This window comes from Nonomuraea sp. NPDC049607 (assembly GCF_040675375.1).
Lineage (GTDB): Bacteria > Actinomycetota > Actinomycetes > Streptosporangiales > Streptosporangiaceae > Nonomuraea.
The window spans coordinates 34,072-49,847 of the sequence record NZ_JBFAOV010000015.1; the positions used below are offsets into that span (position 1 = coordinate 34,072).

Annotated in this window: 13 protein-coding genes; 10 read left to right on the forward strand and 3 right to left on the reverse strand. The window is 73.2% G+C overall.

What is annotated here, in order from left to right; translation table 11 throughout:
- Positions 1 to 166 precede the first annotated feature (166 nt).
- The 5 genes from AB0J97_RS27480 to AB0J97_RS27500 are packed head-to-tail and all read left to right on the forward strand — an operon-like array spanning position 167 to position 6,090.
- Positions 167 to 1,108 (forward strand): glycosyltransferase family 2 protein, encoded by a 942-nt coding sequence (locus tag AB0J97_RS27480; RefSeq protein ID WP_357703686.1) that lies wholly within the window; start codon positions 167 to 169, stop codon positions 1,106 to 1,108.
- The gene (locus AB0J97_RS27485; protein ID WP_364093353.1) at positions 1,105 to 2,307 is read left to right on the forward strand and encodes an ATP-grasp domain-containing protein; all 1,203 of its coding nucleotides are present in this window, start codon (positions 1,105 to 1,107) and stop codon (positions 2,305 to 2,307) included. The genes AB0J97_RS27480 and AB0J97_RS27485 overlap by 4 nt, the downstream gene beginning before the upstream one ends.
- Positions 2,304 to 3,587, forward strand: a complete 1,284-nt coding sequence (locus tag AB0J97_RS27490; protein WP_357703681.1) for a hypothetical protein — start codon at positions 2,304 to 2,306, stop codon at positions 3,585 to 3,587. Before AB0J97_RS27485 ends, AB0J97_RS27490 begins: the two co-directional genes overlap by 4 nt.
- A complete protein-coding gene (locus tag AB0J97_RS27495; protein WP_357703679.1) occupies positions 3,584 to 4,795 on the forward strand; it encodes a hypothetical protein in 1,212 nt (403 codons plus the stop codon). The genes AB0J97_RS27490 and AB0J97_RS27495 overlap by 4 nt, the downstream gene beginning before the upstream one ends.
- Positions 4,792 to 6,090: a hypothetical protein gene (locus AB0J97_RS27500; protein ID WP_357703676.1), complete on the forward strand. Its 1,299-nt coding sequence runs from the start codon at positions 4,792 to 4,794 to the stop codon at positions 6,088 to 6,090. Before AB0J97_RS27495 ends, AB0J97_RS27500 begins: the two co-directional genes overlap by 4 nt.
- Positions 6,091 to 7,175: 1,085 nt before the next feature.
- On the opposite strand, the gene AB0J97_RS27505 is transcribed toward AB0J97_RS27500, so the two are convergent.
- On the reverse strand, positions 7,176 to 8,240 hold the full coding sequence (locus AB0J97_RS27505) for an alkene reductase (protein ID WP_364093361.1): 1,065 nt from the start codon (positions 8,238 to 8,240) through the stop codon (positions 7,176 to 7,178).
- Positions 8,241 to 8,284: 44 nt separating this feature from the next.
- On the reverse strand, positions 8,285 to 9,691 hold the full coding sequence (locus AB0J97_RS27510) for an MFS transporter (RefSeq protein WP_364093364.1): 1,407 nt from the start codon (positions 9,689 to 9,691) through the stop codon (positions 8,285 to 8,287).
- Positions 9,692 to 9,843: 152 nt separating this feature from the next.
- On the opposite strand from AB0J97_RS27510, the gene AB0J97_RS27515 reads away from it, so the two are divergent.
- The gene (locus AB0J97_RS27515; RefSeq protein ID WP_364093367.1) at positions 9,844 to 10,764 is read left to right on the forward strand and encodes a nitroreductase/quinone reductase family protein; all 921 of its coding nucleotides are present in this window, start codon (positions 9,844 to 9,846) and stop codon (positions 10,762 to 10,764) included.
- A gap of 174 nt (positions 10,765 to 10,938) precedes the next feature.
- Positions 10,939 to 11,577 carry a 4'-phosphopantetheinyl transferase superfamily protein gene (locus AB0J97_RS27520; protein ID WP_364093370.1) on the forward strand — a complete coding sequence of 213 codons (639 nt, stop codon included), beginning with the start codon at positions 10,939 to 10,941 and terminating at the stop codon, positions 11,575 to 11,577.
- 1 nt (position 11,578) lies between these two features.
- On the opposite strand, the gene AB0J97_RS27525 is transcribed toward AB0J97_RS27520, so the two are convergent.
- Complete coding sequence (locus tag AB0J97_RS27525) at positions 11,579 to 12,862, reverse strand: cation:proton antiporter (RefSeq protein WP_364093373.1); 1,284 nt, start codon at positions 12,860 to 12,862, stop codon at positions 11,579 to 11,581.
- Positions 12,863 to 12,994: 132 nt separating this feature from the next.
- On the opposite strand from AB0J97_RS27525, the gene AB0J97_RS27530 reads away from it, so the two are divergent.
- Genes AB0J97_RS27530 through AB0J97_RS27540 form a run of 3 tightly spaced genes read left to right on the forward strand, consistent with a single transcriptional unit; the run spans position 12,995 to position 15,762 of the window.
- Entirely contained in the window at positions 12,995 to 13,828 is an 834-nt protein-coding gene (locus tag AB0J97_RS27530) for a DUF6039 family protein (protein ID WP_357703662.1), read from the forward strand.
- Between the two features lie 3 nt (positions 13,829 to 13,831).
- Positions 13,832 to 15,049 (forward strand): hydroxymethylglutaryl-CoA synthase, encoded by a 1,218-nt coding sequence (locus AB0J97_RS27535; protein WP_357703660.1) that lies wholly within the window; start codon positions 13,832 to 13,834, stop codon positions 15,047 to 15,049.
- Positions 15,040 to 15,762 (forward strand): enoyl-CoA hydratase-related protein, encoded by a 723-nt coding sequence (locus AB0J97_RS27540; protein WP_357703657.1) that lies wholly within the window; start codon positions 15,040 to 15,042, stop codon positions 15,760 to 15,762. The genes AB0J97_RS27535 and AB0J97_RS27540 overlap by 10 nt, the downstream gene beginning before the upstream one ends.
- Positions 15,763 to 15,776 lie beyond the last annotated feature (14 nt).

The following is a 15,776-nucleotide window of genomic DNA, read 5'->3' on the forward strand; positions in this document are numbered from 1 at the left end:
CCCCGCGTCGGAGATCTTCCTAACAAACCGTCCGGAAAGAAATCAATACCTATCTTTTTTCTGACACGTGCCGATATATTCCGCAACCGGGGTCGTAGCCGGGCGGGAATGCCCGGGCCCCATCGCGGGGTGAACCGGGGTTGATGCACGTGGTGAAGACCGTTCCATGAATGAACATCCGCTTCCAGTTCCGCCGGACGGCCTGGCACTCACCGTGGTCGTTCCGTGCCTGAACGAGGCCGACAACATCCCTGACACCTATCGCGAAATCGCGGACGCGCTGGGTGACCAGGGCGACCTCGAAATACTCTTCGTCGACGACGGCAGCACGGATGACACGCTCGCGCGCATTCGCGCGATCGCCGAGAGTGACAATCGGGTGTCGTTCATATCGTTGTCCAGGAATTTCGGCGTGGAGGCCGCCTTCTCGGCCGGTTATCGGTACGCCCGAAACCCCTGGGTGCTGCACCTGGACGCGGACCTGCAGTTCCCGCCGACCGAGGCCAAGCGGCTGATCGAGCGGGCCGCCGACGGGTACGACGCGGTGTTCGGCATCCGGGTGGACCGCAAGGACCCCTGGCCGCGGCGGACCGCGTCGATCGTGCACGACTGGCTGGCGCGGCGGCTGCTGGGCATCGAGATCCCGCCGCGCGCCACGACGTTCCGGCTGGTCCGTACGGAGATCGCGCGCCGGATCGTGGACCTGCGGCTCGGCACGCCCTACTTCCTGGCCACGCTGCCGCGCCTGACGCGCGCCTGGACGACCGTGCCGACCGCGCACCGGCCGCGGGTGCACGGCTCGTCCAAGGTGACCGTGCGCGGCCTGGCCAGGCACTCCCTGGACCTGTTCTTCGGCTTCTCGACGCGGCCGATCGCGGCCGCGGTCTGGGCGGGGCTGGTCGGCCTGCCCCTGGCGCTGCTGGCCGGGCTCACCGGCAGCACGGCGCTGTTCGGGCTGGCGCTGGCCGCCGCCCTGGCCGGGCTCACCCTGATGGCCCGGACGCTTCTGCACATCTCTCGCGGTCAGGCCCGTCCGCCGCTGTTCCTCGTACGGGAGGCCAACGTGCCGGTCGATTCCGCTGACCTGCTCGCCGGGAGGCTCGCATGACCGGCGCCCGCCGCACCATCGCGGTCCTCGGCGGCGCGGACGGCGCCATCAGCACCATCCGCGCCGCGGCCCGCCTCGGCGTGCGCACGATCTGCGTGGACATGCGGGCCGACGCCCCCGGCGTCGCGCACGCCGACGAGTTCCTCGACCTCAGCACCCGCGACGTGCCGCGGGTCGCGCGGGCCCTGGCCGGACGCGCCGGCCTGGCCGGCGTGGTCTCCCCGGCCAGCGACGTCAACCTGCCCTCGCAGCTCGCCCTGGCCGCGCGCCTCGGCCTGCCGTGCGGGCTGTCGGAGGGCGCGGTGCGCGGCTCGGTCGACAAGGGCTGGTTCCGCGCGATGTGCGCCCGGCTCGGCCTGCCCGGCCCCCGCCACGTGAGCGGCGCCGAGGAGGAGGTGCTGCGGGACGCCCCCGGCCTGGGGTTCCCGCTCATGGTCAAGCCGGTGGACTCCTCCGGCAGCCGCGGCGTGTCGCTGTGCGCCGCCCCGGACGAGCTGCCCGAGGCCGTACGGCTGGCCAGGGAGTGGTCGCTGTCCGGGCGGGTCGTGGCCGAGGAGTTCCTGGAGGGCGCCCACTACACGGCCGAGGCGTTCGTGATCGGCGGGAAGGTGGCGCTGATCGGCCTGGCCGAACGGGAGCTGACCCCGCCGCCGCTGTTCATCACCGTCCAGCACACCATGCCGGGCCCGGCCCACGTCACCGACGCCGTGCGTCCGATGCTCGACGCGGTCTGCGCCGAGACCGGGCTGCGCGAGGGGCCGCTCAGCGCCGACGTCCTGGTGACCGGGACGGGCGAGGTCGTGCTCGTCGAGATGGGCGCCCGCCTGGGCGGCAACGGCCTGGCCGAGCTGCTGGGCCTGGTCCACGGCGTGGACGTGGTCGAGCAGTACGTGCTGTCGGCCATGGGCGAGACGCCGTGCCTGACCCCGGCGGCGACCCGGTACGGCGCGGTCCGCGTCCTGGGCGCCGAGCGCGACGGGAAGCTGGTCCGGGTGGACGGCGAGGAGCAGGTCAGGGAGCTGCCCGGCGTCGTGGACCTGGTGCTGGCCGCCGCGCCCGGCGACCACGTCGAGCGCTACACCCGGGCGGGCGCCAAGCTCGGCTACCTGACCGCCGCCGCCCCCGACCCGGACGCCCTGACCGGCGTGCTGCGCGAGGCGACCGGGCTGCTCCGCTTCGAGATCGGGGACGGCCTGTGAGCCACGGACTGGGCGTCGCCGTGCGGGAGGTGCGGCACGTCGTGGACGCCTTCCGCGCCATCCGCCGCCCGCGCGCCGAGACCGACCGGCTCACCCTCGACGGCCTGCGCGACCTGCTGGCCTTCGCCCGCGCGCACGTGCCGCACTACGCCGACCCGCGCTACGACGTGCCCCTGGACAGCCTGGCCGACCTGGCCCGGCTGCCGATCCTGGACAAGGCCACCGTGCTGGACGGCGACCTGTCCCGCTTCCACACGCCCGGCCTGGGCGCGAAGGACTACCGGGTGGACCGTACCAGCGGGACCACGGGCCGCGTCCTGGAGGTCCGGCACGACGTGGCCGCCTACGGCTACCACGGCGCGACCATCTTCCGCCGCTTCCTGCTGTCGGGCTACCGGCCGTGGTGGCGGATCGCGCACATCAAGCCGTTCCCGCGCCCGCTGCGCTGGTTCCAGCGGATCGGCCTGTTCCCGCGCACGGTCATCGGCGCCGGTCAGGGCGACGCGAAGATCCTGGCCGACGTGCTGAAGGTGCGCCCGCACCTGATCATGGGCTACCCGGTGGTGCTGCGCGGGCTGCTGCGCGCCGCCGGCCCGCACGACGTGGCCCGGCTGCGGCGCACGCTGCGCATGGTCATGACCGACTCCGAGCTGCTCACCGACGAGGTGCGCGAGCTGCTGGCCAACGGCTTCGGCGTCCCGGTGTACGACGAGTACTCGGCCTACGAGGTGCTGACCGTCTCCACCCAGTGCGACCGGGGCGCGATGCACGTCGACGAGGACCGCGTCCGCCTGGAGATCGTGGACGACGCCGGCGCGCCCGTGCCCGACGGCGAGGACGGCGCGGTCGTGGTGACCCACTTCAGGGAACGGGCGATGCCGCTGATCCGCTACCGCCTGGGCGACCGCGGCATGATCGTGCCGGGGGAGTGTGGCTGCGGCAACCGGTTCATGCGCATGCGGGTGACCGGCGGCCGGTCCGACGACTACATCACCTTCCCCGGCGGCCACCGCGTCTACACGGCCACCTTCCTGTCGCTGGCCATGTGGACGCCGGGCGTCGCCGAGAGCATGGTCCGCCAGGACGCCGACGGGAACGTCACCGTCCACCTGGTCCCCGACGCGGGCCGGGACTTCGACGAGGTGGCCACGGCCTACCGGCGCGGGCTGTCCCAGCAGGTGGGCGGCCCGGTCGAGGTGCGTTTCGAGCAGGCCGACCGGGTCACGCTCACCCCCGGCGGCAAGGGCAGGTTCGTCGAGTCGGCCCAGGCCGGACCGTGACCGTGAGCCTGCGCCGCAGGCCGCCGCCACGCCTGGTGGCGGTGACCGCGGCCCTGTTCGCCGGGCGCGGCGCGTTCCGCGCGGCCCTGTGGACCGCCAACCTGGTGCTGCTCGGCCTCTGGGGCGCCGACGAGTTCGCCCTGTACGCCACCGCCAACGGCGTGTCCGGCTGGCTGCTGGCGCTGACGTCCAGCGGCATCGAGAAGGCGGCGCTCGCGCTGGTGCCGCGGCGCGACGGGCAGGCATTGCGGCCGCTGTTCATGCTGCTGGCGGCCACCCCGTTCGCGCTGGCCGTGCCGGTCTGGCTGGCCCTGGTGGCGGCCGACCCCGGCGGCGCGCCCACCAGGTACGCCGCCGCCGCGGCCTACGCCTGCGGGCTGGGCTGCTGCGCGGTCATGGCGGCGCTGAACCGGCTGCGCGGCCGGGCGCGGATCGACGTGCTGGCCTACCTGACGCTCGCCGTCGCGCAGGCGTCCGGCGTGGGGCTGGTGGCCTGGACGGGCATGCGCGCCAACGCGCTGCTGGCCCTGCACGTCGGCGTGCTGGCCGTGCTCAACATCGTGCTGGCGGCCGGGCTGCTGCGCGGACGCACCGGCAAGGCGGACAAGGGCGCCCACCGGCCGGCGGTACGCGCGGCGGCGCTGCTCAGCGTCGGCGAGGTGACCAGCGTCGCGGCCACCTCGGTGACGTTCGCGTACTTCGCGCACCTGGACGACGCCCAGAAGACCAGCGTCTTCTACGTGTGGTCGGTGGCGCTGTCCGTGGTCGTCATGGGCGTGTCGTACCTGCTGCGGATCCTCCAGCCGCGGGTGGCGGTCTGGATCGAGGGCACGGGCGAGGCCGGCGCCCGGCGGATGGCGCGGCGCATCCTCGCGCCCGCCGTGCCCGCCGGGGCCGTGGCGGTGGTCGTGCTCGCGGTGGTGCTGGCGGGCGGCCAGCGGGGTGTGGTGGCGACCGGTGCCGCCCTGCTGGCCGAGGCGGCGCTGACGGCGGCCGTGCTGCCCGCGTTCCTGCTGGTGGAGAACACCGACGACCGGGGACGGCGGCTCGCGGCGGTGGCCGCGTGCCTGCAGTTCGCGGTCGTCGCGGCCGCCGGATGGTTCCTGGTGCCCGCCGCGGCGGCGTTCGGCGCGCTGCTGGCGTACTGCGCGGGCGAGGTGGTCAAGGGCGGCGTCATGCTGGCCACGCTGAAGAAGGAGACCTCATGAAGGGCTTGCCCAGCACGATCCCGGTGGTGCCGGTGCTGCGGAACCTGTACCTGGCGCGCTCGCGGGACCGGCTGGACCCGGCCCGGCTCAAGGTCGTGCAGGACCGGCTGCTGACCGGGCTCGTCCGCCACGCGCACGCCAACGTGCCGTACTACCGCCGCGTGCTGCCGGCCGACGCCGTGGCCGCGCTGTCCACCGCCGCCGATCTGGCCGCCCTGCCGCTGCTGGACCGGGCGACGCTGCGCGACCTGCCGCCCGCCGAACTGATGGCCACCGGGTTCACCCCGGACAACACCCGCGAGGCGCCCACCAGCGGGTCCTCCGGCGTGCCCATCCGCCCCTTCTACTCCGAGGGCGACCTCGGCTACCTGCGCGCCACCTACCTCCAGGACCTGCTGGCCTCGGGCCTGCGTCCCTGGGACCGGATCGGCTACTTCCGGGTGGGCGAGTTCCGGCCGCACCGGCTGCAACGGCTCGGCCTGGCCCGCACCTCGCACGTCAACACCAGCCGGAGCCTGGACGAGCAGGTCGACGCGTTCCTGCGCGGGCGGCCGACGTTCCTGTGGGGCTTCCCCGGCTGCATCGTCACCCTCGTGGACGAGCTGCGCCGCAGGAAGGTCGACTACCGCGGCGTGCACACCGTCATCTTCGCCGGGGAGACGCTCACCCCCGAGGCGCGCGAGCACGTGCTGGGCTACTTCGGGGCGCGCGGCCACGAGGTGTACGCCTCGGTGGAGGCGTACACGATCGGCCGCACCTGCCCCGAGGGCGCCATGCACCTGCGCTCGGCCGACGTGGTGGTGGAGGTGCTGCACGACGACGGCAGCGTGTCGCTGGCCGACGGCGAGGGCGAGATCGTGGTGACCCGGCTGCACGCCGAGGCGATGCCGCTGATCCGCTACCGGCTCGGCGACCGCGTGCTCATCGAGCCGGACGACTGCCCGTGCCGCGCGTTCCACACCCCGATCATCCGGCGGATCCAGGGCCGGACCGAGGACCGGGTGGTGGCCGCCGACGGACGTACGGTGCACGCCAACTTCCTCACCAACCCGGCCGTGATGCCGACGGAGGGCGTGCGCGGTGTGCAGGTCCTCCAGTACCGGCCGGGCGCGGTGGAGATCCTGCTGGTGCCCTCGCCGACGGCCCCCGCCGACCTGGCCGGCAGGATCCGGGACGCCGTGGCCGCCGTCGCCACCGACTTCGAGGTGACCGCGCGCACGGTGGACGTGATCACCCCGGAGCCCAACGGCAAGGTGCGCATGGTCAAGATCATGCACAACACGCCCACCTCCTGACCCCGGCCCTCGGCTCGGACCCAGCCATTCGCGCAGGCCGCCGGAGCCTGCGCGCCGTGCCTGCGCACGGCCGACTTCAGGGCCCGGTACGCCTGCAGGTCGTCGTTCTTGAACTGGCACAGGACCGGCCGGTGGCGCGTGATCCGCGGCAGCCCCGAACTCAGCACCTTGCCGTAGACCCGGCGCATGCCCGCCACTAACGCGGCATGGTACGGCGCCACGGCGTCGACCAGCACCAGGCACCCCCCGGACTCCTCCCGGGCCGGGTCGAGCCCCTTCGGCGGCGGGCCGAAATGCAGGTCGGACCCGCTCCAGCGCAGCGCCAGACAGACGTAGGGCCGCGTCTGCCGGTAGGTGGCGGTGAATCCCAGCGCCGCGTGGAACTCCAGGGTCCGCTCGACGGACGCGCACGGCAGCAGCGGGACCCGTCGTCTCGTTCGGCCGGATCGCGGGCTCGGTCATCGATTCCACCTTTCGGGTCGTCCGGAGGATGCCGGCAGATGCGGCGCCACCTCGCATATGGATCGTTCCAGGCGCTCGCCCGCCGGATCGCGCCGATTGAATCAATTCATTCACGCGAATTCCGCGACTCCCGAAATCGGATGATGACAGATTTGGTAGGTGCGCGATCCGGATGCGTGAATTCGTCGATGAATTGTCGTCCCGGGCTATTTGTTGGAGGGGTGATTCAGGAATTCCCCTCGGGGGTGGCGCGAATTCGTGCCCGGCCCGTTTCTGATGTCGCCCGGCGCTCCGGCGGCCGGGGGCGCTCACCGTGGTGGGAGGCATCGTGAGCCCTTTCGGTCGGCCGAAAACCGAGAGGGCGAGCGAGGCAGGTCGCGGGTGTGGATCTTCCTATTGAGGTCGCGGCGTACGGCCGCTTCCGGTCTTGACTAAGGGCGCGGCTCCGGGCCCGTTGTTATTGCGGACCTAAATGATCTTCTGGGTGCGGAGCGTGCTCCCCCGGGTGTGCGCGAGCCGTCCCGCAGAGGTGATCCTCGCCGCCCTGCGCGAGGCCGGCCCCGGCCGGGCCGGCGCGGCCGGGACCGGGGTCTGCTCCAGGCGCTCGGCCCGGCGGCGGCCGGTCAGGCGGGCAGGGCCGGGTAGTCGGTGTAGCCCTCGGCGGCGCCGCCGTAGAAGGTGGCCGGGTCCGGGGCGTTGAGCGGCGCGCCGGTCGCCAGGCGGCGGGGCAGGTCGGGGTTGGCCAGGAAGAGCCGCCCGAAGGCGATCAGGTCGGCGGTCCCGTCGTCGATCAGCGCGAGATCCTCCGGGCCGGTCGGGCGGTCGCCGGTGTGCGGGTTGAGGACGAGCGGGCCGGTGAAACGCCGCCGCAGGGCCCGCGTCAGCTCCCGGTCGCCCGCCTCCATGACGTGCAGGTACGCCAGCCCGAGACCGGACGTCCGCCGCAGCAGCTCCTCGTAGACGGGCCCCGGGTCGGGCTCGCGCATGTCGTTGTCCGGCTTCCCGGGGGAGATGCGCAGCGCGGTGCGGTCGCCGCCGATCGCGTCGGCCACGGCGGAGACGGCCTCCACGGCGAACCGGGCGCGTCCCGGCGTCGAGCCGCCCCAGCCGTCGGTGCGCAGGTTGGTCCCGGGCGCGAGGAACTGGTGGATCAGGTAGCCGTTGGCACCGTGCAGCTCCACGCCGTCGAAGCCCGCCTCGACGGCGTTGCGGGCGGCGCTCGCGAAGTCGGCGACGGTCTGCTCGATCTCGGCTTCGGTCAGCTCGCGCGGGGTGACGAAGTCCTTGACGCCGTCGGGGGTGAAGAGCTGTCCGCGCGCGGCCACCGGCGACGGCGCCACCGGGACCAGCCCCTCGGGCAGCAGGACCGGATGGCCGATGCGGCCGGTGTGCAGGAGCTGAGCGAAGATCTTCCCGCCCGCCGCGTGCACCGCGCCGGTGACCTCGCGCCAGGCGGCGACCTGCGCGGCGCTGTGCAGGCCGGGCGTGAACGGGTAACCCTGGCCGACCACCGACGGCTGGACGCCCTCGGTGACGATCAGCCCGGCGGAGGCGCGCTGGGCGTAGTACCGCGCCGTCAGGTCGGTCACCAGCCCGTCGCGGGCGCGGCTGCGGGTCATCGGGGCCATGACGACCCGGTTGGCGAGCTTCGTGCCGCCCACGGCGATCGGATCGAAGGTGATGGACACGGATGTCTCCTCGTTGGAAGGGGATGGAGGGAGGGAAGGGCGGGTCATCGGCGGCGCGGCAGCAGGAAGGCGCCTGCCGCCAGGGCCAGGCCGAGCCCGGCCGCGATGAGGAAGACCAGGTCGTAGCCGTCGGCGAGGGCGGCGGGGGAGCCCGCGGCGCCCACGGCGCCCGCGGCCGTCGCGAGGACCGCCAGCCCGATCGACGAGCCCACCTGGCTCGTGGTGTTGGCCAGGCCGCCCACGACGCCCGCCTCGCCCTCGGGCGCGTCGGCGGTCGCCGCGGCCATCAGGGTGGGGAAGGTCAGCCCGATGCCGGCCGCGACGAGCAACGTGGGCCCGAGGACCCCGGTGAGGTAGCCGCTGCCCGCCCCGGCCAGGGAGAGCCAGCCGAACCCGGCCACGAAGAACGCGCCGCCGCCGAGCGCCAGGGGACGCGCCCCGGCCCGCGGCAGCAGGGCGGCGGACACCCGCGCGACCAGCATGAACGTCACCGCCGCCGGCGTCTGCCCGAGCCCGGCCAGCAGCGCGCTGAAGCCCAGGACGTTCTGCAGGAACAGGGATGTGAAGTACCACATCGCGATGGTGACCCCGCCGAACAGCAGCAGCATGCCGTTGCCGACGGCCACCCCGCGGATCCCGAGCAGCCGCAGGGGCAACATCGGCCGGTCGGCGAAACGCGCCTCGACCACGGTGAACACCGCGAGCAGCAGCAGCCCGGCCAGCACGGGCACGACGACCCGCCCGGACGACCAGGCGTGGTCGGCGCTCTGCATGACCCCGTAGATAAGCGCCGCCAGGCCGGCGGTCCCGGTGACCGCGCCGGTCAGGTCGAGCGGCTCGCGCCGCGCGGCCCGCGCACCGGCCAGGGCCGTCAGGGCCACGGCGACCAGCAGCGCGCCGACCGGCACGTTGATCAGGAAGACCCAGCGCCACGACAGGCCGGTGGTGATGGCGCCGCCGGCCACCGCGCCGATCATCCCGCCGACGCCGCCCGCGGAGGACCAGGCGCCGAACGCCCTGGCGCGGGCGCCCGGCTCGGTGAAGTACGTGTTGATCACGGCCAGCGTGGCCGGGGCCATCATGGCGGCTCCGGCGCCCTGCGCGACGCGGGCCGCGACCAGGACCTCCGCCGCGCTCGCCAGGCCGGCGGCCAGGCTGGCGGCGGAGAACAGCAGCAGGCCGGAGACCAGCGTCCGGCGCGGGCCGAACAGGTCGGCGGCCCGTCCGCCCAGCAGCATGAAGCCGGCGAAGGCGAGCAGGTAGCCGTTCACCACCCAGGCGAGGCCGGTGGGGGTGAAGCCGAGCTCCGCGCGGATGGCGGGGAGGGCGACGTTGACGATGGAGGCGTCCAGGATGACCATGAACTGGCCGGCGCAGGCCAGCGCCAGGATCAGCCAGGCGGGGATGGTCCGGGGTGTGGCCCGCGGGGGCGCGGTGCCGATGCTCGTCATGAGTTCTTCCGTCCTTGGGTGCGTGCCACCGGGGAGGCGCCGCGTCAGGGGTGCACTTCGCGATGTGCCACGCGTGGCGTCCCGATGCCGTGTAGGATTCGGTTACGCGGATAACTATTATGCAGATAACTAATTTTCGTCAAGGAGCGATCATGGACTTCGCGCAAGCCGACGCCGTCAACCAGGCGATCCGCCTGCTGAGCCTGCGCCACCGGGCCAGGGCCGCCACGCTGCTGACCCCGCTCGGCCTGCATCCCGGGCAGGAGGCGCTGCTGCTCGAACTCGCCCGCACCGGGCCGAGGATCCAGGCGCAGCTCAGCGAGGCCCTGGGATGCGAGCCGCCCAGCGTGACGCTCATGACGCGCAAGCTGGAGGCGTCCGGCCACATCCGGCGCACCCCGGCGCCGTCCGACAAGCGGGCCAGCGTGGTCGAGCTCACCGACAGCGGCAGGGCGCTGGCCGAGCAGGTCAAGCGGCTCTGGGTCGACCTGGCCGAGGAGACCGTGGCCGGGCTGCCGGCCGAGACGGTGGCCGGGCTGCCCGCCCTCATCAACGCCCTGACCGACAACGTGGACAAACGCCCCGGCCGTCGCCACGGCCCCGCGGAGGGCGCGCGCCGGGCCGCGCAGGCGCCGACCGGCGAGTACGAGCCCAGCGCCTCGGCGTGGGTCCGCGAGCACGTCGAGCAGATCATGCGCACCGGCACGACCGACGGCGTCACGATCAAGGACCTGCCCGTCGTGCTGATGAGCTACCGCGGCGCCAAGACCGGCAAGCTGCGCAGGACACCGGTGATGCGGGTCGAGCACGAGGGGCGCTACGCGGCCGTCGCGTCCCTGGGCGGCGCGCCGGTCAACCCCCAGTGGTACGCCAGCGTGGTCGCCGAGCCGGTCGTCGAGCTCCAGGACGGCACGGCGACCGGCGTGTACCGGGCGCGCGAGGTGTCGGGGGAGGAGAAGGACGCCTGGTGGCGGCGGGCGGTGGCGGCGTACCCCGACTATGCCGACTACCAGCGCAAGACCGAGCGCCAGATCCCGGTCTTCGTCCTCGAACCGCTCGGCGACCGGGGGTAGCCGGGCGACCGTCGGCCGTGACGGCGGGAGCCGGGTCGAGTCCGTGGTGCCGACCTGGATCCCGTACCGCACGCCGGTCGCCCGTAACGGCGGGGGCGGCCCCCGCGACCGTGCTTTGAAGCGTGATCGGCCGGGTGTGGGTAGACGGAGGGGGAGCGGACGGGAGGCGGGTAGGTGATCGAGAGGCTCGTCCCGGACAACGTCGTCGTCTCGACCGCGTACGGCGACCCGCCCGGCGTGCCGCTCTTCCCCGAGGAGCGGGCGGCGGTCAGGAAGGCGGTCGCCGAACGGCGGCGCGAGTTCGCCACCGTACGGCACTGCGCCCGCGAGGCGCTGGCGGCCCTGGGCATCCCGCCCGCGCCCATCGTCCCCGGCCGGCGCGGCGCGCCGCGCTGGCCGGCGGGCGCGGTGGGCAGCATGACGCACTGCGCGGGCTTCCGCGCGGCGGCGGTGGCCGGCGCGTCGGACGTGCGGAGCATCGGGATCGACGCCGAACCGCACGAACCCCTCCCCGAACGCGTCTTCCGCATGATCGCCCGGCCCGAGGAGGCCGCGATGGTGCGCGAGCTCGGCGCCCTCAGGCCGGGCACCCACTGGGACCGGCTGCTGTTCAGCGCCAAGGAGGCGGTCTACAAGGCATGGTTCCCGCTGACCGGCGAGTGGCTGGGGTTCGAGGACGGCTCCCTGACCTTCTCCCTTGACGGCCGCTTCCACGCCAGGCTGCTGCCGCCGGACGCGCCCGTGCCCGGGTTCGCGGGCCGCTGGACGGCCGGCCCCGGACTGCTGGCCACGGCGATCGTCGTCCCCCGGTAGGTCAGGCGCGCCGTCCGGGCTCGACGAGCTGGTCGTGCTCGGCCCGGCGCAGGCGTTCCTCGGCGGTGAGCTCGACGCGCCTCATCGCGACGCGCAGGATCGGCGGGGCCATGAGCGAGGTGACGATCGCGACGACGATCACGATCGTGTACATCGCCGTGTCGATGATGCCGATCCGCAGGCCGACCATCGCCACGATGACCTCGATGACCCCGCGCGCGTTCATGCCGGCCCCCAGCGCGAACGCCTCCCAGGCACTCATCCGGCTCAACAGCGCCCCCAGGTACGCGCCCAGGAACTTGCCGACGATCGCCACGCCCAGCACGACCCCGGACGCGGCCAGGACGTCGGGCCGGGCCAGGAGCGTGAGGTCCATGCGCAGACCGGCCGTCGCGAAGAACAGCGGAGCCAGCACGCTGAGGACGATCGTCCGCAGCGGAGCCAGCCACGACGCGTCGGCGTGGCCGGAACGCCCGAGGAGGACGCCGCAGACGAACGCCCCCAGGATGGCCTCCAGGCCGAGCGCGTGCGTCCCGGCGGCGGCCAGCAGCACCAGCACCACGGCGGCGGCCCCGGCCGTGCCCGGCTCGGCCGACCGGGTGGCGGCCCGCATCGTCCAGCGGACCAGCGGCCGGCCGACCCAGAGCGCGAACGGCACCAGCGCGGCCAGGTAGACCAGCGACAACACGATCTGGCCGGTGCGCACACCCGTCGTCGCCATGGCCGAGACGATCGAGAGCATGAACCAGCCGAACGCGTCATCCACCATCCCGGCGGTCAGGCAGAGCTGGCCGACGTCGCGGTGCAGCAGCTTCATGTCCGTCAGCGTCTTGGCGATCACGGGGATGGCGCTGACGCACGTGGCCACGCCCAGGAACAGGGCGAAGACGGTGACGCTGGTGCCCTCGACGAGGAGGGAGGCGGGCAGCAGGTAACCGGCGGCCACGCCGAGCGCCAGCGGGACGACCAATCCGGCGACGCTCACCTTGGCGGCCGTGGCGCCGCGCCGCCGGACCAGGCCGAAGTCGAGCTGGATGCCGGTGATGGCCACCAGCAGCAGGACGCCGACCTGGCCCACCGCGTCCAGCAGGTGGAGCCGGGTGAACGTCAGGGCGGGGACGACGTGGCCGAGCAGGGACGGGCCGAGCAGCACGCCCACCGACAGCTCGCCGACGATGGCGGGCATGCGCAGGCGCTCGGCCAGCCGGCCGAGCAGGACGGCGAGACCGAGGAGCAGGCCCAGTTGCAGCATGAAGACCAGCAGGTCGTGGGCTCCCAGAGGCATGTCAGGCACAGGAGAGGCTAGGCCGATCTGGCGCCCGTCCTGCTGCTCAATATTGAGCCCGCCCGCCCGCTGGTCGGGGGCCCTGCTCAATATTGAGCGGAGCTTCCGGCGCCCGTGGGCGACATTCGGGGCATGACGAAGCCGGCGCAGTATCAGACCACCCTGCCCCCCGACCAGTTGCTGCACTCGGGCAACGCGGGCCTGATCGTCCACCGCGTGGGGATGCTGGAGTACGGCATGGCCCGCGAGGGCCGCGACTTCAGCGTCGACCTGCTCGACTACATGAACCGCGCCCAGGCCGGCGTCGCCACGACCTTCTGCTACGAGGAGGTCTTCGGCGTCCGCGAGCGGCTGCACTGGTTCGTGCACATGAAGTCCCCCGAGAAGTACAGCAAGCTCATCGAGATGGTGGACCACGACGAGGCGTTCCAGCAGATCTCGCTCAAGGACCGGCTGCCCAAGAAGGGCGGCGGCAACTGGGAGAAGATGTTCGTCCACGGCAGTCTCCAGGAGACCGTCATGTGCCCGCAGCACGGGTTCACCGACGACGTGCACGACGTGCCCGGCACCTTCGTGCCGCCCGCGACGCACCAGACCACCCAGAAGGAGCAGCTCAACTCGGCGACCGCCGGCGCGATCGTGCTGCGCACCGCCGACGCGCGCTACGAGCTGCGCGAGGAGGGACGGCAGTTCCTCTACGACTGGTCCCGGTACGTCAACGCCGACCTCGAAGGCCGCGCCACCGCCTACATCTACGAGCAGACGTGGGGCCGCCAGGACCGCCTGCACGCCCTCATCCACCTGCGCGAACTGGACGACTACCAGGCCGTGCGGGAGCTGGACCGCAGCGAGGGCATGCGCAAGGAGGTCTACGACGTGGAACGCGTCCCCGAACGGCACGGCGGCGGGCAGTGGGACCGGCTGTTCGTGCCGACCAGCATCCACGACGTCCTGATGGTGCCCTAGGTCATGGCTCTCGGGATCGAGGCGATCAACGCGTACGTCGGCAGGGCGTACACGGACGTCCGCGCGCTGTTCGACGCGCGCGGCCTGGACGTGAACCGCTTCGGCAACCTGATGATGGAGCAGCGCTCGGTCAACCTGCCCTGCGAGGACCCGGTCACCAACGCGGTCAACGCCGCCCGCCCGCTGCTGGACGCGCTCACCCCCGAGGAGAAGGACCGGATCGAGCTGCTGGTCGTCGGCACCGAGTCGGGCCTCGACTTCGGCAAGCCGATCAGCACCTACATCCACCACCACCTCGGGCTGAACCCCGCATGCCGCTCGTTCGAGGTCAAACACGCCTGCTACGGCGGGACGGCCGCGCTGCAGTGCGCGGCGGCCGTCGTCGGCGCGAGCCCGATCCCCGGGGTGAAGGCGCTGGCCATCGCCACGGACGCGGCCAGCGGCACGGCCAAGTCCACCTACTGGGAGCCCTCCGAGGGCGCCGGAGCGGTGGCGATGCTGGTCGGCGAGGACGCGCGGGTGCTGCGGCTGGACCCCGGCGCCAGCGGCTACCACACCTTCGAGGTGATGGACACGGCCCGGCCGCGCCACGACACCGACGCGGTCGATCCCGACCTGTCGCTGCTGGCGTACATGCGCTGCGCCGAGGAGTGCTTCGCGGCCTACGGGCGGCGGGTGGCCGGGGCCGACATCGTGGACACCTTCGACTACCTGGCGCTGCACACGCCGTTCGCCGGGATGGTGAAGGGCGCCCACCGGATGCTGCTGCGCAAGCTCAAGGGCATGGGGGCGGAGGAGATCGAGGCCGACTTCGCGGCGCGGGTCACGCCGTCCCTGGCCTACGGCGTGCGGGTGGGCAACACCTACTCGGCCGCGCTCTACCTGGCGCTGTGCTCGCTCATCGACCACGGCGCGTTCGACGCGCCGAGGCGGGCGGGGCTGTTCTCGTACGGGTCGGGCTGCGCGTCGGAGTTCTTCAGCGGCGTGATCCCGGCCCAGGGACGCAGCGGCATCGCCAGGGCGCTGGACGAGCGGCGCGAGATCGGCGTCGAGGAGCTGGACGCGCTGACCGAGCTGAGCGCCGACCGCGCCTTCGGGGTGCGGGACGCGGTGCTGGACCCCAAGCCGTACGGCGACCTGTACGAGGACGCCTTCGGCGGGCGCGGCCTGCTGGTGCTGGACCGCATCGCGGACTTCCACCGGGAGTACAGATGGAGCTGACCTCGGCGACCCTGCGGCACACGCTGCGCCGTCGCACGATCGACGACCGCGCCATCGACGAGCTGGGCGCCGCCCTGGACGAGGCCGAGCGCACCCCCGGCTGCCGCATCCTGCTGCTGGAGGGCGGCGACGGCGTCTTCTGCACCGGCATGGATCTGGAGGAGGCGGCCGGCGCCGACGTCGCCGACGGCGGCCGGGCGTTCTACGGGCTGCTGCGCCGCTTCACCGAGACGCCGGTGACGGTGGTCGCCCGCGTGGACGGCCGGGTGGCCGGCGGCGGCGTCGGCCTGGCCGCGGCCAGCGACTTCGTCTTCGCCAGCGGGCGCAGCACCTTCAGCCTCCCCGAGGCGCTGTGGGGGCTGCTGCCGTGCTGCGTGCTGCCGTTCCTGATCCGGCGCACGGGCTTTCAGAAGGCGTACGCGATGACGCTGAGCACCCAGCCGGTGAGCGCCGCCGAGGCCGCCGCCTTCCACCTGGTGGACGAGGTGTCGGACGACCCGGAGGCGCTCGTGCGGCGGCTGGCGTACCGGCTGACCAAGCTGGACCGGTCGATCGTCACGGACATGAAGCGCTACTTCCGCGAGCTGTGGATCCTGTCGGACGAGACCGAGCAGGTGGCGGTCAAGGAGTTCGGCCGGCTGATGTCCAGCCCCGAGGTGCGCCGCAGGCTCGTGGACTACGCGACCGAGAAGAGATTCCCCTGGGAACGCTAGAGAGGAACGCGCCT